This window comes from Stieleria neptunia, from assembly GCF_007754155.1.
Classification (GTDB): Bacteria; Planctomycetota; Planctomycetia; order Pirellulales; family Pirellulaceae; genus Stieleria; species Stieleria neptunia.
In genome coordinates this window covers 9,017,942-9,041,184 of the sequence record NZ_CP037423.1, presented here as the reverse complement: position 1 = coordinate 9,041,184, position 23,243 = coordinate 9,017,942, and the positions used below count along the sequence as shown (strand labels likewise).

Annotated in this window: 17 protein-coding genes; 6 read left to right on the top strand and 11 right to left on the bottom strand. The window is 60.2% G+C overall.

Features of this window, described 5'->3' with window-relative positions; all coding sequences use genetic code 11:
- Positions 1-4: 4 nt before the first annotated feature.
- From Enr13x_RS38435 to Enr13x_RS31550, 4 genes are all read right to left on the bottom strand, one after another.
- A complete protein-coding gene (locus Enr13x_RS38435; protein WP_197455344.1) occupies positions 5-151 on the bottom strand; it encodes a hypothetical protein in 147 nt (48 codons plus the stop codon).
- A 321-nt stretch (positions 152-472) separates the two neighbouring features.
- Positions 473-706, bottom strand: a complete 234-nt coding sequence (locus Enr13x_RS31555; protein WP_145390894.1) for a hypothetical protein — start codon at positions 704-706, stop codon at positions 473-475.
- A 235-nt stretch (positions 707-941) separates the two neighbouring features.
- Positions 942-1,088 (bottom strand): hypothetical protein, encoded by a 147-nt coding sequence (locus tag Enr13x_RS38430; RefSeq protein ID WP_197455485.1) that lies wholly within the window; start codon positions 1,086-1,088, stop codon positions 942-944.
- Positions 1,089-1,606: 518 nt separating this feature from the next.
- On the bottom strand, positions 1,607-2,803 hold the full coding sequence (locus Enr13x_RS31550) for an IS91 family transposase (RefSeq protein WP_145385673.1): 1,197 nt from the start codon (positions 2,801-2,803) through the stop codon (positions 1,607-1,609).
- A 474-nt stretch (positions 2,804-3,277) separates the two neighbouring features.
- Here Enr13x_RS31550 and Enr13x_RS31545 point away from each other — a divergent pair, with 474 nt between their 5' ends.
- Complete coding sequence (locus Enr13x_RS31545) at positions 3,278-4,483, top strand: integron integrase (protein WP_197455484.1); 1,206 nt, start codon at positions 3,278-3,280, stop codon at positions 4,481-4,483.
- Between the two features lie 648 nt (positions 4,484-5,131).
- On the opposite strand, the gene Enr13x_RS31540 is transcribed toward Enr13x_RS31545, so the two are convergent.
- The 7 genes from Enr13x_RS31540 to Enr13x_RS31510 form a co-directional block, all read right to left on the bottom strand.
- Positions 5,132-6,034: a transglutaminase family protein gene (locus Enr13x_RS31540; protein WP_145390893.1), complete on the bottom strand. Its 903-nt coding sequence runs from the start codon at positions 6,032-6,034 to the stop codon at positions 5,132-5,134.
- Complete coding sequence (locus Enr13x_RS31535; protein WP_231743894.1) at positions 6,031-8,586, bottom strand: circularly permuted type 2 ATP-grasp protein; 2,556 nt, start codon at positions 8,584-8,586, stop codon at positions 6,031-6,033. Before Enr13x_RS31535 ends, Enr13x_RS31540 begins: the two co-directional genes overlap by 4 nt.
- A 449-nt stretch (positions 8,587-9,035) precedes the next feature.
- Positions 9,036-9,935 (bottom strand): peptide chain release factor N(5)-glutamine methyltransferase, encoded by a 900-nt coding sequence (prmC, locus tag Enr13x_RS31530; protein WP_145390892.1) that lies wholly within the window; start codon positions 9,933-9,935, stop codon positions 9,036-9,038.
- Positions 9,935-11,014: a peptide chain release factor 1 gene (gene prfA / locus Enr13x_RS31525; RefSeq protein ID WP_145390891.1), complete on the bottom strand. Its 1,080-nt coding sequence runs from the start codon at positions 11,012-11,014 to the stop codon at positions 9,935-9,937. The genes prmC and prfA overlap by 1 nt, the downstream gene beginning before the upstream one ends.
- Positions 11,015-11,187: 173 nt before the next feature.
- Complete coding sequence (gene rpmE / locus Enr13x_RS31520) at positions 11,188-11,427, bottom strand: 50S ribosomal protein L31 (RefSeq protein ID WP_095740899.1); 240 nt, start codon at positions 11,425-11,427, stop codon at positions 11,188-11,190.
- Between the two features lie 435 nt (positions 11,428-11,862).
- Positions 11,863-12,363, bottom strand: coding sequence for a fasciclin domain-containing protein (locus Enr13x_RS31515; protein WP_145390890.1), 501 nt, complete (start codon positions 12,361-12,363; stop codon positions 11,863-11,865).
- 233 nt (positions 12,364-12,596) lie between these two features.
- The gene (locus Enr13x_RS31510) at positions 12,597-13,592 is read right to left on the bottom strand and encodes an NAD-dependent epimerase/dehydratase family protein (protein WP_145390889.1); all 996 of its coding nucleotides are present in this window, start codon (positions 13,590-13,592) and stop codon (positions 12,597-12,599) included.
- Between the two features lie 278 nt (positions 13,593-13,870).
- Here Enr13x_RS31510 and Enr13x_RS31505 point away from each other — a divergent pair, with 278 nt between their 5' ends.
- From Enr13x_RS31505 to Enr13x_RS31485, 5 genes are all read left to right on the top strand, one after another.
- Entirely contained in the window at positions 13,871-17,170 is a 3,300-nt protein-coding gene (locus Enr13x_RS31505) for a tetratricopeptide repeat protein (RefSeq protein ID WP_231743893.1), read from the top strand.
- Between the two features lie 2 nt (positions 17,171-17,172).
- Positions 17,173-18,189, top strand: coding sequence for a MotA/TolQ/ExbB proton channel family protein (locus Enr13x_RS31500; RefSeq protein WP_231743892.1), 1,017 nt, complete (start codon positions 17,173-17,175; stop codon positions 18,187-18,189).
- Positions 18,190-18,192: 3 nt separating this feature from the next.
- Positions 18,193-18,618 carry an ExbD/TolR family protein gene (locus Enr13x_RS31495; RefSeq protein ID WP_145390888.1) on the top strand — a complete coding sequence of 142 codons (426 nt, stop codon included), beginning with the start codon at positions 18,193-18,195 and terminating at the stop codon, positions 18,616-18,618.
- 263 nt (positions 18,619-18,881) lie between these two features.
- Entirely contained in the window at positions 18,882-21,572 is a 2,691-nt protein-coding gene (locus Enr13x_RS31490) for a prenyltransferase/squalene oxidase repeat-containing protein (protein WP_145392797.1), read from the top strand.
- An 813-nt stretch (positions 21,573-22,385) separates the two neighbouring features.
- Positions 22,386-22,826: a hypothetical protein gene (locus Enr13x_RS31485; protein WP_145390887.1), complete on the top strand. Its 441-nt coding sequence runs from the start codon at positions 22,386-22,388 to the stop codon at positions 22,824-22,826.
- Positions 22,827-23,243: the final 417 nt, after the last annotated feature.

Below are 23,243 nucleotides of genomic sequence, written 5' to 3'. Positions count from 1 at the left end.
TGGTTCACGCGTCCGGCCACGACGACAGCCCGAGCCATCGCCGCTCTTTGTCAATGTACTCGATCGGAATCGCCGCGGGAAATCCAGCACCCCAATCAGCGGTCGGCATTTCAGGCGTCGGTTTGTCTTGGATCGTACTCGTACTCAGCATTGCGGTACTCGTGCTCGTACTCGATCGACAGGCGTCGGTTTGCCTTCGCCGGCCGAGTCGACCGCACACCTATCGAACCGTGACATCAAATGCGAATCTCAGGAAACGGAGGTTCGATGACATCCGGTGGGCGTCCTCCGGGTCACGGTCCAACGACGGCGAATCAATTGCCACAAAAGAACGCGAGAAGACGCAAAAGAAGAAGTGGACGCTGTCGTCAGGCGTCGGTTAGCAGCGTGAACGGCGGTGGTCACCGCGTCGGCGCGATGGACTTAAACTCAAAAACAAACTCTACTCGCCGACTGCGGTGCACCACTTGGTTCACGCGTTCGGCCACGACGACGGCTTGAGCCATCGTCGCTCGCGGCCAATGTACTCGATCGGAATCGCGAAGGGAAATTCGGCATCCCAATCAGCGGTCGGTACGTCAGACGTCGGTATGTCTTGGATCGTACTCGTACTCAGCACCGCGGTACTCGTACTCCTACTCGAATCGACAGGCGCCGGTTTGTGTTCATCGGCCGAGTCGACCGCGCACCTATCAAACGATGACATCAAATGCGAATACCAGGCAACGGAGGCCTGATGACATCCGATGGGCGCCGTTCGGGTCAAGATCAAACGGCGGAGAATCAACTGCCACAAAAACCACGAGAAGGCACAAAAAAGAGAATTGGGAGCTGTGGTCAGGCGTTGGTTAGCAGCGTGAACGGCGGTGGTCACCGCGTCGGCGCGATGGACCTAAACTCAAAGACAAACTCAACTCGCCGACTGCGGTGCACCACGTGGTTCACGCGTTCGGCCACGACGACAGCCCGTGCCATCGCCGCTCTTTGTCAATGTACTCGATCGGAATCGCCGTGGGAAATCGAGTGTCCCAATCTGCGGTCGGCACTTCAGGCGTCGGCTTGTCTTGGATCGTACTCGTACTCAGCATTGCGGTACTCGTGCTCGTACTCGATCGACAGGCGTCGGTTTGCCTTCGCCGGCCGAGTCGACCGCGCAACTATCGAACCGTGACATCAAATGCGAAACCCAGGAAATTGAGGTCCGATGAATTCAGGTGGGCCGAGTTCAGCCACAACGTTCTGCAGCGTGGGCGACCGGCATCGGTTTGTTTGCCATCCGGTCGAGTAGGAGTACGAGTACCGGCTGACGCCTGAGTACGAGTACGATCTGGGAGCGTGAACGTTTAAAATCACCCGGTCGCGACGAGAGATTCTCCAATGTCAAAACGCCCGACTTCGCGACTCGGGTGCATTTTTTGGTTGAACGAGGCCTTCGTTCGGCCCCGATGTCGTGGGACCGGCTCGACCGATGTTTAGGAGTTTACCCGATCGAACGACCCGTCGTGGGGGATTCTCGCAGCTGTCCCCAACGAATGGACCTCATCGGGCGCGCACCTTCGGTACCGTCGGTGGCAATGGCTGTCCCTTGTGAAATTCTCCAGCGGCATCATGCGGCTTGCCCTTGTTTCTCACGCCAAGAATACGCATCAGAGGGAGGATCCCGCCCGGCGGAAAATTCGTGATGCGAGACCAACCGTTTACCACACACCGGACACGTGCAAGCATCAAGCAGCCCGGCCGACTCGCACCATTGTTGCCAAGTCAACTGTTCAAGCGAGTCGGACTCTGGCGGCTCCACGCCGAGCGCGGCACGGGCCTCATCGAGCTGGGAGTATTGGTTGCCGCTGTACAGACCGTAGCCGCGGACCGTCTGAAATCGCCGCGGCGGCACGTGCTCCAGCCAGCGGCCGAGAAACTGATCGATCGGCAACGCGGTCACCCCCTGACGTTTCCCGTCCCCACCGTCCTGCGTTCCAATCCGATAGCGAAACACGACCTTGTCATCTTGAACGTCCAGTAACCGTGACTTGCCGATCGGGCCGCCCTTGATGTACCGAGCCAAATAGGTCGCCACACCGGAGCCATCACGATAGGCGTCAAATATTTTGACGTTCCACGGTTTGTCGCTGAGCTTGGCCAACAGCTTCTGAAAGTCGGACGCGCTCATCGAGTCGGGCAATTGGATCTTGCCTGATTGAACCTTCTGCTGAAGCATCGCCTTGAATTTGCCGCGGAACTTGAGCATCAACACTTTGCGGGGCAGCAAACAATCTTTTTGGGGACGGCGCCACGTCCCATCACCAGCCAGCCCGCCGGCGGTGACGATGCAATGCAAGTGCACGTGCGGCAACAGGGTCTGGTTCCAGGTGTGCAGCGCCGCCAGGATCCCAGGCTTCGCACCGAGGTACTTGGGGTCCTTGAGCAGTTGCTGGAGTGTTTCCTTCGCGGCGTTGAAGAGGGTCTCTGCATAGGCAGCCTTGTTGAACCGCCAGATTCGATTCAGTTCGCTCGGGAGTGTGAAGACGATGTGATGATGCGGGCAGGGCAGCAAGCGTTGCTTACATTTGGCCAGCCACTGCTCTCGGGCCACCCAGGCGCACTGGGGGCAGCACCGATGCCGACAGGAGTTGTAGGCGATGCTGTGGTAGTGACCTTCGGGGCAACTGTTGACGTGCCCACCGAGCGTCCGAGTGCGACAGTGTTGGATGCACCATGCGGCGCGAAGCATCTCCCGCGAGACGTGAAAACGCGAGGCGAAGGAGTCGAAATAGCGTCCGAAAATCTGTTGAAGCGTGATGGCCATCGGCACCTCGCAATCAATGTTTGCAGCTCAACCCGAAGGCCAGTTCAACCATTAATTATTGCTGGTCCGACCGGGGTGAATAGCACAAAGTCCCCGGTCGGACCGTGGAATATCTCCTGCCACCCGATAGTACGGCACTCGATCGGGGTAGTCAATCCTTCTTCTGGCCGCTAACCTTGTGGCGGCGCACTTCGCACCATCGGGTGGTCTCATACGATAGGACAGCAGACTGCCTATTTTACCACAAATGAGTTAGGGCGAGTCCGTGATCCACTGCCGAACTCGGATACCGGTCTTGCGCCGACAAGGGGGATCAAAATGTCAGTCGATCGGTTCCGACAGTGTCTTGGGGTAATGAATCTTCCGGAAAGGGATCGTGAGTGGTTTCCCAAGTGGCTGGGAAGCTACGCGAGTTTCCCAAGCGTCCGTGCACGTTCGACTTCGGCGGATGCAATTGCAGTGGAGCGAGATCTCGTGCTCGAATTCCTTCGCAGTTTGCTAGCGTCAAAGATTCCGGCCTGGCGACGTCTGCAAGCGACCCGGGCGATCGAAGCCTATCAGGGTACGGTGTTGAGGACGGCGGTCGTTGATTTCCGCCCGATTCGTGACAAATTGACTGAGATTTCTCGTCGTTACCAAGGTGCGGTCGGCGATGACAAAGAATACGATGCGACACTGGTCGCCGGGGAAGGGAATGAAGGTGTGATCGATGAGGTCGATCCGGAATGCATTCGACGAATGCGTGCGACGCTCCGCAGGCTTCACCATCCCAAGAGCACGGAAGACGCCTATGTCGGTCAACTAAAAAAGTTCATTCGACATCTGGATGACGATCGGCTGGAAAACTTTGGCGAACCGGAAATCGGTGACTTCCTGACAGATTTGGCGATCGAAAGTGAGCTCGCCGCATCCTCGCAAAACCAGGCTCTCTCCGCGATCCTCTTTTTCTGTCAAAAGGTCATCGGTCGCGATCTTCAGTTCATCAATTCGGTCCGCGCTAAGGCTAGTCAATATCGCCCGGTCGTACTGACCAAATCCGAAGTGACGGAGCTTTTTCAGTACATTTCTGGGGTTTACCGTCTGATGTTCCTGTTGATGTACGGCGGCGGACTGCGACATCGGGAGTGCAGAACGCTGAGGTTGAAGGACTTCTGTATTGAGTCGCGCGAGATTGTTGTCCGAAACGGCAAGGGGATGAAGGACCGCGTCACTGTTTTACCGGACAACGCGATTGAATTGCTTCGACAGCAGTTTGCCACAGTCAAGGCGACCCACAACCAGGATCTTGCTGACGGATACGGTGAAGTGTATCTGCCTTACGCATTAGCGAAAAAGTATCCCTATGCGCAACGCGATCTCGGTTGGCAATACTTGTTCCCGTCGTCGAAGGTCTGTCGCGATCCTCGCAGTGGCAGATACCGACGACATCACCTTCACGAAGGGACTTTTGCAGAACAGTTCAAGCGGGCACGCAAGCGAACGGATATCCTCAAGAAAGCCGTTCCGCATACGCTTCGCCATAGTTTCGCAACCCACATGCTGGACGACGGGGCGGACATTCGCACGGTGCAGGAATTGCTCGGGCACAAGGATGTCAAAACGACGATGATCTATACCCACGTGATGAACCGGCCGGGCTTGGCTGTGACCAGTCCGTCGGATCGGCTGGGGTTGGTGTGAGTCGCTGGGGAGCATTCAACCCGGGGTGGTTGGTGTTGCGGCGGCAACGTTCTGGCGTCCCAAGGGGACGTCGATTGTAAAAGAACCGAACGGAAAATAGGCGTTGGATCTAGCGAGTCGGGTAGGCTTCCAGGTTCGTCAGTTCAGCGTTGACAGGCTGGAAGCCTATCCCACTTTTTTCGTGCGTTGCTAGGTGGCGGAGTTGGTCGTTGCGGAAGGCGCCAAGGCTTTCGCGGCGTGGACTCTCTCTGGCGTTTGCTTGCTTCGCAAACGCCGTCTCTCCCAGGGGGGGGGGCTTCGTGGATTTTAATGGCTAATCACTCAGGACCCAGGTTTTTTGAGGCATTGCTGCGATGTCCGAATGGGTGTTGGACGACAACCGCTCGGTTCAAACGCCCCTCCGTTGACGCGGGCCGGTGGAGGGCACGAAGCACCTTCGCCGCATCGCAGACCAGGTGATTCCTTGGCGGGTTGCTCCTCCGCAGAGCCCGTCTCCGCTACAGCTGGCTTCGCCATCAGACCGAACAGAACCATCGGACATCGCAGTCATCCCTCAAAAAACCTTCCCCGAGTATCCGAGAGCAGCCACTAAAATCCGCGAAGAACCCCCAGGGGGAGTGAGACTAGATCGGTTGGCAGGAGTTGCCGTTAGGCGTCAGCGATCGGTTCGACGTCGACGCTGACTTTCAGCGTGTTGGTGCCGCCGCCCAGGACGACGCCCCGCATCGGGCTGACGTCGTCGTAGTCACGGCCGATGCAGACGGGGATGTGGTCGGCTGCGACCAGGCAGGCGTTGGTCGGGTCCAGTCCCAGCCAGCCGATCGTGTCGCCGGCGTAGACTTCGACCCAGGCGTGCGATTCATCGGCGCCGATCAATCGTTCTTTCCCCGGCGGGGGCAGGGTTCGCAGGTAACCGCTGACGTACCGCGCGGCCAATCCCATCGAACGCAGGCAAGCGATTTCCACGTGGGCGAAGTCTTGGCAGACCCCGGCGCGCAGGGAGAATGCTTCTTGGGTCGTCGTTGCGACGGTGGTCGCCGTGGTGTCGTATTTAAAATCGGCGTTGATGCGGCGTGTCAAATCGAGTGCCGCGTCAATGATGCTCCGCTGCGGCGAGAACGAACTTGCCGCGTACTTGGCATAGGGGTCGGCCGGTGTGATCCGCGGCGAGCCGAAGCGATGTTCGTCGATCTTGGGGCGGTGCCGCTCGTTCGGGCTGGTCGCCAGCAGCGTTTCCCACTGCGGTGACGGCTGGCTGTCGGTCGTGATGTTTGCCGACACGGCGACGATGCTTTCGACGTCGACGGTCAACGATTTGTGAATCGCCTCGATCGAAAACGTGATCACCCGGTTGCCGAAATAGTCGATGTGTTCGTCTCGGCTGGTCGGTTCCGGTGCGATCGACAATTCCGTCTGCTCGCACGTCACGTTGCCTCCGGTCACCGGTTGCATGCGAACCTGGTTTTGGCAGACCGCGACATTGTTGCTGTATCGGTATTCGGTCAAATGCCGAACGCGGTAGCGAATCGGTGCGTCGTCTGGCTCGCTCATCGTCCCGTCCCGGTGAGGAATTGTCGCGATTCGGTATGGATCAGATAGCGGGCGTTGATGCCTTCGGCGAGTCGGGGCAGGTCGGCGGCGACTTGTTCGAGGACCGATTGGAGTTGTTCGAGGGTGCCGTCCTGGCTGGTTTGTGACAATTCGATCGGATCGGCCGTGGTGATGCGGTATTGCAAATCCAGCACGACGCGTTGGATTGCGTCGATTCCGACGGGGCCTTCGGTCGAGGGTAATTTTTGAAACAGTGTGGCGATGTGATCGAGTTGAAAACGCAGCGAACGCGGATTCGTTTCGTCGGTCACCAGCAGATCGATCACCGGTGCCAGGCGGACCAGGTTCTTGTATCGCGAACGGTAGGTCACGATGCTGTCGGTGACTTCCAAGACCGCTTCGCAGACCGGTTTGCCGTTGTCGGTCGGCGGGCACAGGGTCGCGATCAGCAGTTCGCAGAGGTGTTCGGCGCGCTCCAGCCGGCGGCCCAGTTCGAGGAATTGCCAGGCGTGGGTGCGGACCAAGCTTTCGCTGGTCAATCCCGCCAGCGCCAGCAGGTCGACGATCAACCGGTCGACGCGTTCGATCGCGTCGCCGATGCCGATCGCGTTGGCTCCCGACGGGGTGGTCGAGCCGGTGGATTGGGTCAATTCCGCCGTGGCGCGATGCACGATGCGATAGGCTTCCGACGACAACCGTCCGCGGACGGCGATCGTGTTGTGCATCACCGATTCGAGGGTGCGGACGAGTCCGCGCGGCTGCTCGCGGTCCAACACCGAGAGCGGCAAGTTCTGCTCGACGTGCGGCAGATTGGCGACGAACGGTTCGACGGCAAAGCTGGGTTCGATTTGTCCCATCGAAGCCAGCGTGCGAACCAGACGTCGGACTTCGGCCAGCGTGTCCCAGTGTTCTTCGCCGGCGATCCGTGCCAACGTCGTCCGCATCACACGCGAGATCGCTTCGGCGCGTTCGGCGTAACGGCCGAGCCAGTACAGGTGCTCGGCGACGCGACTGGGCAATTCATCGCCGCCGCGGCGCAGTTTGACCACCGTTTCGGAATCGGGAAGCAGCGTCTTGTGTTCGTCGACCGGGACGTCGCTGGTGACCCAACAATCCTGGGTCATCTGTCCGCTGACGGGCGAACGCGACAATTCCCATTGGTCATGTCCGACTCGGGCCAGTGCGCCCGGCAGCACGGTGACCCCATCGCCGGTCAGCAGTTGGAACGAGCGCAAGGTCGCTTTCTGCGGCTCGATCTGATTGCCCGTCCAGACCGGAGTCTTGCTGAATTGCAAACGTTCCTGGGCCACATAGTTTGACGGATTGGCGCTGAGACGTTGCAGGAAGGATTCGCGATCGGGCTGGGACAACTCGGACAACACGATGGCCGAGCCACCGGAGACGGCGAAGGCATTTCGAAACTTGAGCGAATCGAGATGCTCCATCACATAGCTGCGGTGATTCGGGTCGCCGCACCAGTACGTCGGCGCCGCGGTCAATGTCAACTCGCCGCCGAAGAAGAATTGGTGTGCCTTGTCCAGGTACGGCAGCAGTGCCGGTGTTTGGACGAGCACGCTGCCGATCGTGTTGACCACCGCGACGCTGCGGCGGCGGACACAGCGGAGCAGACCGGTGACACCTTCCCCCGACGCCGGGTCGAGTTCCAACGGATCGCAGCGTCGATCCGAAACGTGTCGCCACAAGACCTGGATCGGCTGCAACCCGCCGAGTGTTTTTAAATTCAGTTCGCCGGTGCGGACGGCCAAGTCGCTGCCCTGGACCAACGTCAAACCGAGATAGCGCGCCAAGTAGTTGTCTTCGAATTCACGGTAGCTGCCGCTCGGTGGCGTCAGCAACACGACCCGCGGATCGTCGCGGTGGGTGGTCGCCAGCGAATACAGGTGGTCTTTCAGTGATTCAAAAAACGAAGCCAAACGCAGCGTGTTGCTGCGTCGAATCAACGTCGGCAGAACACGGCTGGTGATGATTCGATTTTCCAGCAGATAGCCGAGGCCGCTGGGGGCGCGGGTGCGATCGCCGGTGACATGCCAAACACCGTCGGCGTCACGGGCCAGGTCGGTCGCGGTGATGTGCAGGTGCTGCTGCGACGTTTCCAGATTGTGGTAGGTGCGATTGAAGGAGGGATTGGCCCACAGCAATTCGCCCGGCACGATGCCTTCGCGGATCAAACGCTGGGGACCCAACAAATCCGCCAAGACGGTTTCCAGCAGTCGTGTCCGTCCGGCCAGTGCGGTCGACAACGTCTCCCATTCCGCGGCGCCGATCACGAAGGGAACGACGGACAGTTTCCAGGGGCGATTGGTTTCATCGGGGGTTTCGCTGGCGTGAAAGGTGACGCCGTTCTCGCGGCAGAACCGTTCGATCGCCGCCGAGCGATCGCGGAGCGCCGGAAGGCCCAGCCGATCGATCTCATCGGTGACCGTCGCCCAGTGGGGGCGCACCGCTCCCGCCGCATCGCAACGCTCGTAAAAATCGTGGGCGTCAAGAGCGGAGTCGTTCCACAGAGAATTGGATTGGAGCGTCGTGTTCAATCGGTTTTTTTCGGCCGCTTGGAGATTCAGAAGTGGCCCCGGATTCGTTCACAGGGCACATCGTGCGGTACATCATAGCCGCCAACGATGGATCGTCGATGGGAACGGGCACGCCGGGAGGAAGCGGGCCCCGGTTCCGCCGGATTTGGTGCGGGGTGGCGCTGTTGCGTGGTCCTGCGCAATCGTGGTTGCACTGGAGCAAAGTTTCGACGTGAGTATCCGAAGGGGTGTTACGCCGTGATTTCTGCTGTGTCGCCAGATCCAACCGGGGTTCGAGAGCGTCTCGTTGCCGCAGTCCAGCAACGGCGCACAGAATCGTTCCCCCTCACCCCCAGCCCCTCTCCCCCAATTCCTGGCTCGCTTAGGCTCGCCAGGAATTGGGGGAGAGGGGAGCCAGGGCGATTCATGTTCCCTTCTCGATTTAGCGGCAGTGGGCTCGCGGGCTGTCGCTAATCAGAAAGTCGGCCGAGGGAGAGGATTCTGCGGTGGCCGGCGAGGTCTTTGATGAAACGCAAATCGCCGAGTTCGCTGATCTGTTCGGCCAGATCTTCGCAGGCGTCGGCGATCATCGGGCTCAGTTCGATGATCAGCCGCCCGCCGGGCTCGAGTCGCGGGTACGCTTCGGCCATCAGCCGCTTGATGGTCTCCGTCCCGTCCTCCCCCGCGACCAGGGCCGATTTCGGTTCGTGTTCACGCACCGAACGATCCAGTTGGGCGTATTCGCTTTCGCTGACATAAGGCGGGTTGCTGCAAATCAGATCGAACGTTTCCGGCTGCTCGACATCGGCCAGCAGATCGCAGCAGTTAAAGTCGACGCGATCGGCAACCTCGTGTTGATCGGCATTCCACCTGGCGACTTCGAGGGCCGGGGCGCTGATGTCGGTTGCGGTGACTTGGGCGCCGGGCAGGTGCAGTGCCAGGGCGACGGCGATCGCGCCCGAACCGGTTCCCACATCGGCGATGCGTAGCGGTCGATCGCTGATCGACATCGCTTTGGCACAGTCGAGTGCTTCGATCACCAGGTGCTCGGTTTCGGGGCGTGGGATCAGCGTGTGTTCGTTGACGCGGAATCGCAACGAATAGAATTCTTTGTAACCGACCAATTGGGCGACGGGGGTGCCTTCGCCACGCCGCCGCACCAGTTCGCGGAACGCGGTGCGTTGGGCTTCATCGGGTTCTTCTTCGAACGCGGTGTACAGTTCGATGCGGCTGCACTGTCTCGCGTGGGCGAGCAGGATTTCCGCATCGAGTCGCGCCGATCCGCTGCCACGTTTTTGAAAGAACTCGGTCGTCCATTGCAGCAATCGCAACACGGTCCAGGGTTGTTCGGACGTTTGGGATTCAGACATTAATCGACCATGTCTCCACGGAGTTGATCTCGGTCGTATTCAATCAGCGCCTCGGTGACCGGCGACAAATCACCGGCCAGGATTTGATCCAATTTGTAGAGCGTCAGATTGATCCGGTGATCGGTCAGCCGGTTTTGGGGGAAATTGTAGGTCCGGATGCGTTGGCTGCGGTCGCCCGATCCGATCAATCCCTTTCGCTGTTCGGCTTGCTTGGCCGCTTCCTCTTCACGTTTCTTTTCATAGATCCGCGCCTTGAGCACCCGGAGGGCTTTGGCCAGGTTCTTGTGTTGGCTCTTTTCGTCTTGGCACTGCACGACGATGCCGGTTTCGTGGTGGGTCAACCGGATCGCGGATTCGGTTTTGTTGACGTGCTGGCCGCCGGGGCCGGACGCGCCGAATTTGTCGACGCGATAGTCGTCGGCTTTCAAGTCGATTTCGACGTCTTCCGGTTCCGGCATGACGGCGACGGTGGCGGCACTGGTGTGGACGCGGCCTTGGGTTTCGGTTTCGGGGACGCGTTGGACGCGGTGCCCGCCCGATTCGTAGGCCAGGTCGCGGTACACGCTGTCACCTTCGAGCGTCAACGTGATGTCTTTGAACCCGCCCATGTCCGAGGGGCTGCTGTCCATCAATTCGACTTTCCATTTTTTTACTTCGGCATAACGGCGATACATTTCGAACAGATCGCGGGCGAACAGTGCGGCTTCTTCGCCCCCGGTGCCGGCGCGGATTTCCATCACGCAGCGGGTCCGGTGGCTGTCTTCGCCGCCGATGGTCATCGACAACAGGTCTTCCCAGAGCGATTCGCGTTGATGCCGCAGGTCGGCCATTTCGGTTTCGGCCATTTCGCGTTCTTCGCTGTCTTCGGCCGCCTCGGCCATTTCCTTGCAGTCGGCGATCTCGTTGCTCATCCGCTTGAATTCGCGGTATTTGCCGGCCAGGCGTGCCAGGCCGCCGTGTTCTCGGGCCGTGGCACCCATCCGGGCCCCGTCACCGAGGACCTCGGGGTCGGACATGTCGCGTTCAAGTTGCTCGAACCGGTTGAGTTTTTCTTCCAGCAGGTCGCGGATGGTGCTCATGGTCGCAAACAGTCCGTTTGGGACTTCGGGGGGGCAGGATTTGAAGAAAATAGGGAAGAAAAAAACCGCATGGTCCTGCCAGGGGCGAGGAGCATGCGGTTGGCGTAGCCTGTCGTCAGCACACTCCCGTCACCCGAGGGGGGCGGAGCGGTCTGGCGGCGGAAATGAACCGGCTATTTCTTTTTGCCTTTTTTCTGCAAACTGCCGTACGAGCCGGCGGCGAATTTCTTCTGGAATTTATCGATCCGGCCGGCGGTGTCCACGAATTTCAGCTTGCCGGTGTAAAACGGGTGGCAGGCGTTGCAAATATCGACCTTCAACTCGCCGCCGCGGACGGTGCGGGTTTCAAAGGAATTGCCGCAACCGCAGCTGATCGTGGTGGCTTGGTACTTGGGGTGGATGCCTTCTTTCATGGCATTTCTCTCGTTGTTTTTGGGGTGCAAGCGGGCCTGGCTGGCGTACAGAACCGCGAAGCCCCACAGAATAGGCAATCAGCCCCCGATTCGGCAAGGGCTCTCGCGGCAGCTTGCCAGCACGTGGCGTGGTCCAGTGGCTCGTGGGGGATCTTAGGGGGCACGCGGCCAGTGCCACTTACTTTGACGCCAGGCGGGTTGTTTTTTGTTAGCGGCAGGGCGCGAGCCCTCCGGTCTTTCACGGTGTTATTGAAGCGCGACCGGACGGCTCGCGCCGTTTCGCTAACACCAGTCAGAGCCGATGTACGTGGCATTGGGGACGTGCCGGTCGCTGACGCGTCCCGCTGGGGGGGACTCGAACGAACGAAAACTCCGACGGCAGATCAATGCCGACGGAGTTTGCTTTCGAACGGTTGGCTATTCAGCCGAACGGATTCAGCTCTTGGGCAGAATCACGGTGTCGATGACATGGATCACTCCGTTAGACGAATTGATGTCGGTCTTGACGACCTTGGCCTTGCCGTTGAGGATCACGCTTCCGTCTTTGACTTCGATCTTGACGGTCGAACCTTGCACGGTCTTGGCCTCATTGAGTCCGACGACCTTCTTGGCCATGACCTTTGCGGGCACCACGTGGTAGGTCAGGATGCTGACCAGCTTGTCCTTGTTTTCCGGCTTCAGCAAGCTTTCCACCGTGCCTTCGGGAAGCTTGGCGAACGCTTCATCGGTCGGGGCGAACACCGTGAAGGGGCCTTCACCGGAAAGCGTTTCCACCAAGCCGGCAGCCTTGACGGCGGCCACCAAGGTATTGAACGACTTGGCCGCCACAGCGTTCTCCACGACCGTCTTGTCGCAGGTTCCGCATCCGGCGAACGCTTGAGCACTGAACGAACCGGCCAACACGACTGCCAACGCAACTGCAGCAAACTTACGCATCTTGAATCTCCACAAACAGGTGAGGTGACCGGCTCGACGGCGTGCTGACAAACATCAGTCAGCGGGGAACGACTCGCAGCGAGACTGATTCACCCAGGTCTCTTTTTCGTGACCCATTGTGGAGAGGTGACAAGTGCTTTCGGAAAGATTTTTCGGGGCACCGTCGGTCCGCTATGATCGATCCCTGGCCCCAGGCTTTGTTGGGTCAAATCAGCAATGAAGCTTCATCGTGCTCAGCGCATCGAGTCGGCGACCGAGTCGATGATCGCGTCCAGGTCTTGGGTCGGGGCATAGCCGATGGTTGCCGCGATCCGGGTCAGATCGGGGACTCGGCGTCGAATGTCTTCGAAGCTTTCGTCATAGGCGTCGGAGTAGGACCGGAAATCGATCTCCGCCTTCGGGTTGACTCGTTCGATCACGCGTTTGGCCAGTTCCAAGATTGACACCGGGGTGTCGCTGCCGATGTTGTACACCCGCCCGTGGGCCTGCGGCGTGTCGACCAATTTGACGACCGCACCGACGACATCGTCGACGTGAGCGAAGCATCGGATTTGGGCACCGTCGTCATGGACCACCAGCTTTTCGCCTTTCAACGCCGCTTCGACAAATCGGGGCAGCACCATGCCGTAGGCGCCGGTCTGGCGTGGACCGACGACGTTGAAGAACCGTCCCACGACGACGGGCAACTGTTGCTCTTTGTAGAACGCCAGCGCCAAGAACTCATCGATGGCTTTGGACACACCGTAGCTCCACCGCGGCTTCGTCGTCGCGCCGAACACCAAGTCGTCTTCTTCGGACCAGACCGGTTTGGGGTTCTTGCCATAGACTTCGCTGGTGCTGGCGATGAAGCATGGGATCCGCGCACCCCGCCGGGCTCGTTCACCGAGTCGATCCAGGATCAACTGGGTGGGGTAGACGTTGCGTTCGATCGTTTGGATCGGCTGCTTGGCGATCAGGGCGACGCCCACGGCGGCGGCCAGGTGGTAGACGCTGTCGGCGCGGCCGACGACTTCCGCCACCAACCGATCGTCTTCGACCGTCCCCTCGATGTATTCCAAGTTTTCGTGATCGATGATCGGCGCCAGGTTTTTGTGTTGCCCGGTCGACAGGTCGTCCACGATCAAGACCTTGTCCCCCCGCGCGAGGAGTCGCTGTGCGAGGTGCGAGCCGATGAATCCGGCACCGCCGGTGATCAGGTGGGTGCTGCCAGGGGAGCTGAGTTGCGTCACGTCAAAATCACTGTGAAATTGTATAGGTGTCCTTCACGACCACTGCGAAGCTTACTGATACGTCACCAGGGACGCGAACGGTTCGCTGCGGAAGTGTCCAGACGGAAAAACGGCGGGAAATGAGACGATTTGGCACGCGTGTGCCGAATCACGGCACCTTAGGACCGACTTTTCGGACTGGGCAATCCCGATGGCGAACTATCGACTGAATCGACACACCGTTAAACTGTGGACGATGTCGTCGCTGTCTTTCGGACTCCTCTGGCCCCCACGTCGCCGTGCGTTCTGATTCTTTCCTGCAGTCTTTTGTCGGTGCGATTGCTGTTCGCTTGATGGTCACCCTGGCGTGGATCGTCCCCGCGACGGGGCTCTCGCCGGGCGCGCGTGCGGCCGCGGCAGAGTCGACCGAGCAGTCGATCGCGCTCTACGCCGATGCGGCCAATTTTCAAACCGGCGGTGCGATCGAATTGGCGATCCAGAACTGGAAGAAGTTTCTGGAGACCTATCCCGATGATGATCTGGCATCCAAGGCGGCACATTATCTGGGCGTCTGTTACATGCAGAAAGAAAACCCGGATTACATTGCCGCGGCGGAGGCCTTTGGCGTGGCGTTGCAAGACAAAACGTATGAGCTGCGAGAGGAGAGTTTGGCGAATCGCGGTTGGTGCTTTTACGCGTCGGCCGGTGATGGACCCCAACGCGACGCGGCGCGATTGAAACAGACGATCGCCACCTTCGAGACGCTTCGCAAAGAGAACTCCCAAAGCGCCTACATCGACCGCGCGTACTTTTACAGTGGCGAAGCGGCATACGGATTGGGCGATCGGCCCCGTGCGATCGATTTCTACAACAAGTTTTTGTCGTTGCCGGCGGCCAAGGATTCGCCGCTGCGCTGTGACGCGTTGTACGCCCTGGGGATCGCCCATGAAGAGCTGGAGCAAGCCGACAAGGCGGTGGCGTCGTTTCAGCAATTGTTGTCCGGTTGTGCCGACAGTCCCCTGGCCGTCGATGTGCATCTGCGGCTGGGCGATCTAAGAATCATGCAGCGCGACTTCGACGCCGCGGTCACAGCGTTCGACAACGCGATTGATGCGTCGAAGGAGGATGCCGACACGAGCTACGCGATTTTTCGTCAAGCGTACGCGTTGGTGCAAAGCGGCAAGCCGAAGGAAGCCGCCGTCGGCTACGACCGATTGCAGCGCGAGTTTCCCGATTCACCCTACGCCGCCAACGCAACGCTGGCGTCCGGGCAAAGTCTGTACCGCGGCGGTGACATCGATCAAGCGGCGACGCGGTTCGAAAAGGTGCTGTCACAAAACAACCCGGTCGCGGCGACCGAGGCGGCGCATTGGCTGGCGCGGATCAAACTGACCAAGGGTGATCCGGCCGCCGCCGTCGCAATCGCCAAGCGACAGATCGACGCCGGCCTGGAGGGTGACTTTGCAATGGACTTGCGGGTCGATTTGGCCGAAGCGTTGTCGATGAACCCGGCAACGGTCCAAGAGTCGATCGACGTGGCCGAAGCGGCTTACCGTGACGCGCCCGCCGATGCCTTGGCACCGCGCGCCCTGTACAACGCCGCGTTCTCAGCATTGCAAATCAACCAGTATGAACGGGCCGGCAAACTGGCCGGTGAGTTTTTACAACAGTTCGCTTCCGATCAGCTCGCCAGTGATGTTCGTTTTATTGTCGCCGAAAGCCAGCTTTTTCTGGGACAGACCGAAGCGGCACTCGACAGCTATCGGCAACTGCTGCGCGCCGCCTCGGCCGACCACGCCCAACGCCCCGTCTGGGTGTTGCGGACCGCCGTCGCGATGAACGCGATGAAGGCGTTTGACGAGAGCATCGCGCTGCTGAAGAAAGAGTATGAGCGTCTTCCGCAAGCATCGCAAAAGGCTGAAGCGCAGTTCCTGGTCGGCCAAGCGCATTTGATGTCCGGTCGGTCGGCCGATGCGGCGAAATCGTTCGGCCGCGTGACCGAGGTGGCGGCGGATTGGGCGCGTGCCGGCGAGGCCATGCTGTTGCAAGGGACCGCGCTGCTGTCATCGGATCAAGGCGACCAAGCCAAAGCCACTTGGGAAACATTGATCGGCCGGGACGAGTCATCCGCGATGGCCGATCAGGCGCGTTACAAGCTGGCCCAACTGGCCAGCAAGACCGGCGACGATGACCGGGCGGTGAAGTTGTACAGCCAGATCATCGACGCCGATCGTGACGCGGGATTAATCCCCTACGCACTGTACGGTCGTGGTTGGTCGCAGATGCAGCAAGGGAAGCACGCCGAAGCCATCGAGTCACTCGACAGGATTCTGAATCAGTCGCCCGATCATGCGCTCAGCGACGATGCGTTGATCGCGCGGGGCATCTCGCATCGAACCCTGGGCGATTTTTCATCCGCCCAATCGGATCTGCAAAACTACTTGGAACTCGGTCCGACCGGAGTCAATTTGGGCCACGCACTCTACGAGTTGGCACTGGTCGACCAAAAGCAGGGCCGCCCAGCCGACGCGGCAAAAAAGTTGCAGCGTCTGGTCGACGAAGTCCCCGCCTATCCTGCGATGGATAAAGTGCTCTATGAACTCGGCTGGTCGTTGCGTGAGTCCGGCCAGGACGAGCAAGCCGTCGAGCAATTCCGTCGCCTGTTGAGCGAGTACCCCGACACGCCATTGGCGGCCGAGGCGGCTTACTTTGTCGGACAGCAACGTTATTCGGCCAGCGATTGGGCAACCGCGGCAACGTATTTTCAATTGGCCGCGGAGAAGACGAGCGATGAAGCGATGAGCGAAAAATCGCTGTATCGTCTCGGTTGGTCGCTGTTCAAACAATCCAAGCTGGACGAAGCCCGGCAGGCGTTCACCGAACAGGTCGAGAAGCATGCCTCCGGAAGGTTGGCGATCGACGCCCGAATGATGGTCGGTGAAAGTTACTTTAAAGCCGAAGCGTTCGCCGAGGCGTTGGAGTCTTACGCCAAGGGGCGGCAACAAATTCGCGACGCGAACGAGAACGCCGATTCGTTACGCGATGCGGCCGAGCGACAGGTCCGCGAGTTGATTCTGTTGCACGGGGGCCAATCCGCGGCGCAACTGAAGCGTTGGGAGGAAGCGATCGGCTGGTACGACGAACTGAAGCAGCGTTTTCCTGGCACCGCCTATTTGCCGCAAGTGTTTTATGAAACCGGATTCGCCTACCAGCAAAAAAACGAGTTCGACAAGGCGCTCAAATACTTTGGGCAGGTCGCCGAACAGTATCGCCGCCGCGAGGTCGGTGCGCGGGCCCGTTTCATGATGGGCGAGATCCATTTTGGTGAAAAGCGTTTCGACAAAGCGATCCCCGAGTTCCAAAGTGTGATGTTCGGTTTCGGCGGCGAGAACGCGCCCGCGGAGATCAAGAACTGGCAAGCCAAAAGTGGATTCGAAGCGGGACGTTGCAGCGAGTTGCTGATGCAGACCGCCAGAACCCCGGATGCGAAAAAACGATCGCGTCAGTTCGCCACACAGTTTTATCAGTACGTCGTCCAGAAGCATGCCGGACACGAACTTGCGAAGAAATCCGCCGAGCGTCTGGAGGCGTTGCAGTAGTCGTGACTTCCTATCCGATAAACCCGAATCGACTGGAACGCGCGAAGCAGAAACGCATCGCGTTGATCTGTCTGGGAGTGGTCCTGTGCGCGGGCTGGCTGTGCGGGTTGACCGACTCGCCCCAGGCGTGGGCTCAGGCAGATGCCGAACCGCCGATCAATGCCGCCGACATCCAAGCGGTCATGAACGCGGAAATCGCCGCCGAAGAGCCTCCGCCGGTCGCCGAACCGACGGGCATCGACATGCTGTCGCTGATCCTCCGCGGCGGACGATTCATGATCCCGATCGGATTGATGAGTCTGTTGGTGGTGACACTGGCGGTCGAACGACTGCTCAGTCTTCGACGCGGCAAAGTCATGCCGCGCCGTCTCGTCCGCGAACTGCGTCGATTGGCCGATCCGGTCGAATCGTTCGATCCGCCGTCGGCCTATCAAGCCTGTTTGCAGCATCCGTCGCCGACCGCCAGCATCGTCGGCGCGATGTTGATGCGAACCGGTCAACCGCTGGGAGAGATCGAACGCACCGCCACCGAGACGATCGGACGTGAAGCCGATCGCTACGCGTCGCCGGTCCGCTGGTTGACGCTTGCCGCCGCCGCGACCCCGCTGATGGGATTGCTGGGAACGGTCTGGGGCATGATCGTCGCGTTCCACGAATCCACCTCGCTGTCGGCCGATCGCTCACGCAGCGAACAGCTGTCCGAAGGGATTTACACCGCGTTGGTGACGACCCTGGCGGGATTGGCGGTTGCGATCCCCGCGGCGATCTTTGCCCAGTATCTGGAAAACCGGATCGCCAAACTGTTCCACAACATCGAACAATTGGTGTTTGATTTGGCACCCGGATTGGCCCGCTTTGATGGCCGGCGGCGGCTGGATTCCGATGGCACGCTGCTCCCGATCCAATACGTCGATTCACCGGACACCGCGGTCACGCCTCCCCCGCCCTCCCCTCCCCCGCCCCCACATGCATCGGCATCGGGAGTGGCGGAGTCCGGCAACCAAGCCAAGGCGAGTTGACCGATGGCCGTTCAAATCAAACGCTCCAGCGTCGCCGGCACGCTCAGTCTGACCCCGCTGATCGACGTGGTGTTTCTGCTGCTGATTTTCTTTCTGGTCACCAGCGAATTCGAAGAGGAAGAACGGCGTTTGGATATCGTCTTGCCGACGGCGACCAGTGCGGTCCCGATGATCGGCAAGCCCCGTGAGATCGTGATCGATATCGACCAGGCCGGCGAAATCTATTTGCGCGGACAAGCGACGTCCTTGGCCGACCTGGAGAAACTGCTCAAAGCGAGCGTCGCGTCCAACCCGACCAACCAATCCGCCGTGATCCGGGCCGACCGAGGAACCTCGTTCCAACCCGTCGTCAGCGTGATGGATGTCTGCAACCGAAGCGGCATCAGCGATTATTCGGTGACGACACAAGAAGGACCCGAGGGGGGGTAGGAGTCGTCAGTCGTCAGTCGTCAGTCGTCAGTCGTCAGTCGTCAGTCGTCAGTCGTCAGTCGTCAGTAGTCAGTAGTCAGTAGTCAAATCTCAAATCTCAAATCTGAAATCTGAAATCTGAAATCTGAAACCTGAAACCTGAAACCTGAAACCTGAAACCTGAAACCTGCCAACGAAAACCTTGCCACAGGGCATTTGATTTGCATTTTGATTCCGACTATGACCGTCCACTTGTCGACAGCACACCGGCCGATTCGGCGCGGATGTGGCCGCTGGATTTGTCGGTGGTCACGTTGGCCGGATTGGTCCTGTTTCTGATCGCCACGCCGTTCCGGTTTGACGATCCCCGATTGCTCTACAACGCGACGACGTATCTGGTCGCCATCGTTTGCGTCGCGGTGATTTTGTCGTTGGTCTTGCGCGCGATCACGTCGCGTTTCTTGCGCAAAGCGATCCTGCTGGGTCTGCTGTTCAGCATCTCGGTCCACCTGTTGCTGTTGATCTTTGCGATCCACTACGTCGTGTTCGCGGCCTACCAACCCCTGGCGTCCAAGGGGGAGAAACGCGAGCGGACGCCGATTCGAAAAACCGTTCCCGAGCACATCTTCCAGGCCCCCAAGGAATCGAAAGAAACGCCCGATTGGTCCAAGCCGGTCGATGCGGAAACCAAGTCGCGTGAGATCCCCAAAGAACAGCGACAACTGCCGCCGGTGGAGCGTTCTCAGCCGCGGTTGGAAGTCCCCAAGCCTCGGCAACCGGAAAACCAGCCGATGCAGAAGTATCTGATGGAACGCAAACAGGCCAGCGCGGCCGAGCCGATGCCGGCCGACACGCCGGGCAAATTGGCGCGGCGACCGAACAACCAGTCGGCGCCCAGTCCTCGATCCGAGCCGATCGACGTGCCGTCGGAATCCCAGCAGATGACGAGCCCCGTGCAGGCCGCTCCGGCCGAGCGACAACTGGCCGACAACGCGTCACCCAGGGCATCGCGTCAGGCGCCGGCACGCTTGGACATGCCGGCCGTCGCGCCGCAGCCGAGTGAATCGATCCGGGCGACCCAGTCGACGCCTTCGGCCGCATCCTCCAGTGCGCTCGAATCGATGCCGACGATCGGCGACGCGGGACTGGAACGCGCCCGGCGCTCGCGAACCATCGCCAAACCCTCGGCGGTCGCCGGTGCCGCGCCGGCACCGGTCGTCGTGTCGATCGCGCGGACCAGCGATGACGCATCGATGATGCTGGCCCCGACCGACATTCCCACCGATCGCCGTGGCGAGACGACGGGGGCCCAGATCACCGTCGGTCCCGCGCCGAGCTTCATGGCCGAAACCACCGAAATCAGTCCCACCGGCGGTGCGACGGTCGCGCGGAGCACCCTGTCGGCCGCCGTCGGGGCGCCCAACGTCAATGCCGGGCCGGCCACGCGAGCCCCCGGACGTGCACGCCGCATGAACGTGACTCGCGGGACGTCACCGATGGGATCGATCAACCCTGCCGAATCGGTGCCGGCCAGCGCCGCGGGGATCGCCGGTTCGGCGATGTCGGATCAATTGGACGATCGGCTGGGAGACGCGGATTCGGCGGTCCGGCGCGAAACCGAAATCGGCGGCGCGGCGGCGACCGAGTTGGCACCGGCCGGGGCGCCCGGCATGGCGCTGGATCTGTTGGCCGAACTCGGCCCCGTCGGGATCAGCAACGACCCGGCACCGCTGGCCGGTTTGCTTCCCAGCGACGTGCAGCCGGAGATCACGGCCATGGAACTGCCCCGGGAATCCAGACCCCGACGCCAGGTCGGCGGGCCGGCCACGCCGGCGGGCACCAAGATCGCCGCGGTGGAATCCTTTTCCCGACGCGTGATGCGGACCAGTGGCGGTGCGGCGTCGAGCGCCCCCGGCATGGGCGGTCCCGCGACCGAAGAAGCGATCGAACGCGGGTTGGCCTATCTGGCCAGTATCCAAAACGAAGACGGCAGCTGGTCGTTGCAGGGGCATGGCGATCGCGTCTTGTTGCGCAGTGATACCGCCGCGACCGGTTTGTGTTTGTTGGCATTCCAAGGTGCCGGCTACACCCACACGCAACACCAGTACGCCAGCACCGTCAGCAAGGGGCTGAAATTTTTGCTGGACAACCAACGCACCAGCGGAAACCTGTATCGCAGCGAAAACGAAATGAGCGACCGCAACGTGATGTTTTACAGTCACGGGATCGCCGCCCTTTCGCTCTGTGAAGCGTATGGGATGACACAGGATCGTGAACTCCGCCAGGGCGCCCAGGAGGCCTTGGACTACATCATGGCCACCCAGCATCGCAGCCGCGGCGGCTGGCGCTACACGCCCCAAGTCAGCAGCGACACCAGCGTGACCGGGTGGATGATGATGGCGCTCAAAAGTGGTGACCTGTCGGGGCTGGAAGTGTCCCAGGATGCCTATGACGGGATCGATCTGTGGCTGTCGTTGGCACGCGAAGAGGGGTCGGACCGTTTGGATCGATACCGATACAACCCCTTCGCCCCCGACACGCCCCAGCAACGCCACGGACGCTTGCCGACGCCGACGATGACCGCCGTCGGCATGCTGATGCGGATGTACAATGGTTGGAGCCGAGAGCAGCCGGCGATGCAGTCGGCCGCCGAGTATTTGCTGAAGTATCCGCCCCAGCTCGGCGAGCGACGCCGTCCCTTGCGCGACGGATACTATTGGTACTACGCCACGCAGTTCATGTTTCACATGGGCGGCGATTACTGGGATCGCTGGAACCGGTATCTCAACCCGCTGTTGCTGGAAACGCAGATCAAGGTCGGCCCCGAATCCGGTTCCTGGGACCCTGAATTGCCGATCCCCGACCGCTGGAGTGCCCACGCCGGCCGGGTCTACGTGACGACCATGAACCTGTTGAACCTGGAAGTCTACTACCGGCACCTGCCGATCTACGAAGACACCGCGGCCAAGGAGTGAAGCGTTCCGGCCACGTGAGTAACGCCCTCCGGCGACGTCCGCTCAAATCAATGCCATCGACTCTGACGCCAAGCGGGGTGTTTTTGTTAGCGGCAGGGCGCGAGCTCAGTACCGCTAAATCGAAAAGGGAGTTTGAATCACCCTGGCTCCCCTCTCCCCCGATTCCTGGCGAGCCTAAGCGAGTCAGGAATTGGGGGAGAGGGGTTGGGGGTGAGGGGCTCAGCATGGAGACGCTTCACATCGATTGACGTGCTAAAAACGCCTCTCATTTTGAGGGGTGGTTGTTGTCGGGTCTCACCGATTGGGCGATCAAGTATCGCCTTTGGGGCTTCTCTGCTCGTACGTGTTACGATGGCTTGGATTCCCCCTCACCCCCAGCCCCTCTCCCCCAAACAAGCCTCTCGTCATCACAACGTATTGGCATTCAAAAATCCGTTGGCGCCCTTGATCATTCAGAATCATCAAAGAGGCTTGTTTGGGGGAGAGGGGAGCCAATTGGGGATAAGTCGCTTCTCGATCTAGCGGCAGGGCGCGAGCCCTCCGGTTTTTCACGGTGTTTTTGAAACGCAACCGGAGGGCTCGCGGGCTGTTGGTTTTGTGAGCCGCGCGCCGCGTAAGCGGCCGGGCACTGCGACGTGGCCCGAGGCCTTACGGCCAGCGGCTCACCAGATCCCGACTAAATCGACGTCCCGCTCGCGCCGCTGGCGCTAACTCCTGCAGTGCCGAATCTGATTTAGGCAACGGACTGGACAACGTGGGAGAATAGAGCATTCGTCAAAGCGATCCGCCTCCTCCGCAATCCAATGCCCTGCCATGAAACCCCGACTCCGCTGCACCATTGTCCCCGCCGTCGTCTTGGTCTGTGTCGCGATGATGACGCGCGGGGACGCCACTTCGCCGCATGACGTCGTCGCGGTCACGGCGTCCAACCCTGTTCTGCACGGTTTGGAAGTCAAAACCTCGCTGGATGCCGAGCGACGGTGGGTGAATTTTCGCGGACCCAAATTCTATTCCGCGCCCCAGGAAGCGGTCCAAGACGAAACACCGAGCTATTTGAATTGGTACGAGATCCGCAAACCGGAACCCGAAGCGGTCAAGCGGCTTGAAGTCCGCGACGCCTACAGCGGATCGGAGTCGTTTGCGGTCATGCTGGGCGTAAGCGTTCTATCTGCCCAGGTGTCGCTTCGTGGCTCGGGCGGCCGGCGACTGCTTTTCACCAATCCGAAGATCCATCGGGCCATTGTGGCGAATTGACCGCGGTGGCGGTGTCGGCGTATCAACATTTCGGGATTCGTGACCAACGCAAAAACGCCGGAGACCTTGATCGCCACTGCAGTCCAAAATCACGCTTTGTGTTTGTGGCCTAACCGATGCTACCGCGGCAGCTTCAAACGTCTCCAGCACGCAGGTCATCGGCGCTGCCGCGGATACTGCGTTTTGATCTCGTTGGGATGTCTCTGAGTTCTGTTTCCGCTCGACTCCCAAGCAATCGCGCGAAGTGCGGTCAACGGATTCGATCTTTTGCTGAAAGAAAAAGAGCCGCTTGATCACACCTCGCAAGTCATGTCGGCCAGGCGTTCTTCGATCTGCCATGTGCCACGGGAGATCAAGACGCTGCCGCTTTGCCATCGCTGATCAACTACGGCCAGTCGATTCACGAAGCTGGCGATA

Bases quoted from the DNA above. Each gene is read 5' to 3' on its own strand.
- Enr13x_RS38435 (WP_197455344.1), bottom strand. From the start codon at position 151: ATGCTGAGTACGAGTACGATCCAAGACAAACCGACGCCTGAAATGCCG.
- Enr13x_RS31555 (WP_145390894.1), bottom strand. From the start codon at position 706: ATGTCATCGTTTGATAGGTGCGCGGTCGACTCGGCCGATGAACACAAA.
- Enr13x_RS38430 (WP_197455485.1), bottom strand. From the start codon at position 1,088: ATGCTGAGTACGAGTACGATCCAAGACAAGCCGACGCCTGAAGTGCCG.
- Enr13x_RS31550 (WP_145385673.1), bottom strand. From the start codon at position 2,803: ATGGCCATCACGCTTCAACAGATTTTCGGACGCTATTTCGACTCCTTC.
- Enr13x_RS31540 (WP_145390893.1), bottom strand. From the start codon at position 6,034: ATGAGCGAGCCAGACGACGCACCGATTCGCTACCGCGTTCGGCATTTG.
- prmC (WP_145390892.1), bottom strand. From the start codon at position 9,935: ATGTCTGAATCCCAAACGTCCGAACAACCCTGGACCGTGTTGCGATTG.
- prfA (WP_145390891.1), bottom strand. From the start codon at position 11,014: ATGAGCACCATCCGCGACCTGCTGGAAGAAAAACTCAACCGGTTCGAG.
- rpmE (WP_095740899.1), bottom strand. From the start codon at position 11,427: ATGAAAGAAGGCATCCACCCCAAGTACCAAGCCACCACGATCAGCTGC.
- Enr13x_RS31515 (WP_145390890.1), bottom strand. From the start codon at position 12,363: ATGCGTAAGTTTGCTGCAGTTGCGTTGGCAGTCGTGTTGGCCGGTTCG.
- Enr13x_RS31495 (WP_145390888.1), top strand. From the start codon at position 18,193: ATGGCCGTTCAAATCAAACGCTCCAGCGTCGCCGGCACGCTCAGTCTG.
- Enr13x_RS31490 (WP_145392797.1), top strand. From the start codon at position 18,882: ATGTGGCCGCTGGATTTGTCGGTGGTCACGTTGGCCGGATTGGTCCTG.
- Enr13x_RS31485 (WP_145390887.1), top strand. From the start codon at position 22,386: ATGAAACCCCGACTCCGCTGCACCATTGTCCCCGCCGTCGTCTTGGTC.